General features: G+C 72.4%; 3 protein-coding genes. 2 read left to right on the top strand and 1 reads right to left on the bottom strand.

Annotated features, from left to right (window positions below):
- The coding region (locus ACWGIU_RS35870) for an acyl-CoA carboxylase epsilon subunit (RefSeq protein WP_453712277.1) at positions 1-132 on the bottom strand (132 nt) is incomplete at its 3' end.
- A 221-nt stretch (positions 133-353) separates the two neighbouring features.
- On the opposite strand from ACWGIU_RS35870, the gene ACWGIU_RS35865 reads away from it, so the two are divergent.
- Complete coding sequence (locus ACWGIU_RS35865; protein WP_453712276.1) at positions 354-572, top strand: hypothetical protein; 219 nt, start codon at positions 354-356, stop codon at positions 570-572.
- 319 nt (positions 573-891) lie between these two features.
- Positions 892-2,310 (top strand): glycoside hydrolase family 16 protein, encoded by a 1,419-nt coding sequence (locus ACWGIU_RS35860; RefSeq protein ID WP_453712275.1) that lies wholly within the window; start codon positions 892-894, stop codon positions 2,308-2,310.
- The last annotated feature ends 34 nt before the right edge of the window (positions 2,311-2,344 follow it).

The following is a 2,344-nucleotide window of genomic DNA, read 5'->3' as shown; positions in this document are numbered from 1 at the left end:
GGCCTGGTCGCCGCCGCCGGAGGTCCGTTGGGCGTAGCACGCGACGACGACCGCGATCGCGGCCAGTTCTTCAGGGGCGGCGACGCCCCGCTCCACACGCAGCAGGCTCACTATCGGGACATCCTTCGACATCGGCACGGCCTCTCTCACGGGGGCTGCGCGTGCGCCCGGTCGCTTCGCGAGAGGCGGACCGGCTCGGCTCCGGCGCGGGCGGCACACGGGGGGCTCGGCGCGCTGACGGGACGTGTTCCGCGTGAGCGAACCGGCCGGCGGACTCCGGTGGGAACACCGGGGATCCTGTCGCGACCGACGCTACAAGAGCGTGTCTCGCGCGGCACGCCGGACGGGCCGTGATGACCGGCCACCGGCCGCTGCTGTGCCGGGGCTGCGCCGGCAACCTGTACGCCGTCTGCACCCTGGACCACGCGCGCGGGAACACGGCCGGGCAGTGGGAGGTCGACCACGAGATGCCCGTACCGTGCCCGCTGTCCGGTCTGCTGCCGCTGACCGGGACGGCGGCCTCCGTCCATGACCTGCCGGGCGCCGGGGAGGTATTCGGTCCGCCGGTGTGACGTAGGCGCGTTGATCCGTACGGGTGAGGGCCCTGCCGCCGTCGGCCGTCCACCGGCGGCGGCCGTCCACGGCGGCGGTACCGGCCCCGGCCGGCGGTCGTGGCGTCGACCGGCGGTCGTGGCGTCGATCGGGGGGCCCTCGCGTTCACTGGTTGAACTCCTTATGCCCACAAGCGCTATGCCGGTTCAATCTCTTGACGGCCCGTGAGGACGCGGAGGACAGTGTCCAGCGGTGCCGCCTTGAGAGCGCTCTCAAGGCGCCGACCCGCTGACCCTTCCCCCCGCACCGCGCCTCCGGCGCGCTTCAGAGAGGGCACCCATGCACGAGATATCCAGCAGGAAGCGGCCGACGGTCCGCCGGGCCGTACTGGCCGCGCTCAGCACGATCACCGTGGTCGCGGCCGCCGCCGCGGCCGTGGTCCTGCCCGCGAGCGCCGCGGCTCCCCCCACACCGGCCGGCTGGTCCCGGGTGTTCCTGGACGACTTCGACGGAGCCGCGGGATCCGGGGTGAACACCGCCGACTGGCAGTACACCACCGGCACCTCGTACCCCGGTGGACCCGCCAACTTCGGTACCGGCGAGATCGAGACGATGACCGCCGACCCCTCCAACGTTTCCCTCGACGGCACGGGCAACCTGCGCATCACACCGCGCCGCGACGCCGCCGGCAACTGGACGTCCGGCCGTATCGAGACCCGGCGGGCCGACTTCGAGCCCCCGGCCGGCGGCAAGCTCCGGTCGGAGGCCCGCATCCAGATGCCGAACGTGACGGGCCCCGCCGCCAAGGGCTACTGGCCGGCCTTCTGGATGCTCGGCGCCCCCTACCGGGGCAACTGGTGGAACTGGCCAGGCATCGGCGAGATCGACATCCTGGAGAACGTCCAGGGCCTCAACAACGTGTGGGCCACCCTGCATTGCGGCACGAGCCCGGGCGGCCCCTGCAACGAGACCTCCGGAATCGGCGGCCAGCGCGTCTGCCCCGGCACCAGCTGCCAGGCCGGCTTCCACACGTACGCCGTCGAGTGGGACCGCTCGACCGCTGTCGAGGAGATGCGCTTCTACGTCGACGAGTTCAACTTCCATACCGTGCGGGCCGATCAGGTCGACGCGACGACCTGGACCAATGCCACGAACCACGGCTACTTCATCATCCTGAACGTCGCCATGGGCGGCGGCTTCCCGGACGCCTTCGGCGGCGGCCCGGACGCGGGCACCCAGCCCGGGCACGCGATGGTCGTCGACTACGTGTCCGTCCTCCGGTCGACCGGAGGCACCACACCGCCCACCACTCCCCCGACGACACCGCCCACCACCCCGCCCGGTCACCGCGACGCGTACACGGCGATCCAGGCCGAGTCGTACGACAGCCAGTCGGGCCTGTCCAAGGAGAGCACCACCGACAGCGGCGGCGGCCAGAACCTCGCGGCGATCGGCAACGGCGACTGGGCACTCTTCCGGGGCGTCGACTTCGGTTCCACCCCCGCCCGGCAGTTCTACGGACGGGTGGCCGGCGGTGCGGCCGACGGGGTCAGCGGCCTGGTCGAGGTCCGGCTCGACAACCCGGCCTCGGCTCCGGTCGGCAGCTTCTCGGTCGCGTCCACCGGCGGCTGGCAGAGCTGGCGCACGGTGCCGGCCAACATCACGGCGGTCACGGGCACCCACGACGTCTACCTGACCTTCACCAGCGGCCAGCCCGCCGACTTCGTGAACGTCAACTGGTTCGGCTTCGGGCACTGACCGGCACCGGCCTGCACGGCGTCGTCCGCGCGGC

The organism is Streptomyces sp. NPDC054840 (assembly GCF_053611065.1).
The sequence above is the reverse complement of the archived record's forward strand: the minus strand, read 5'-3'. Positions and strand labels throughout refer to the sequence as shown.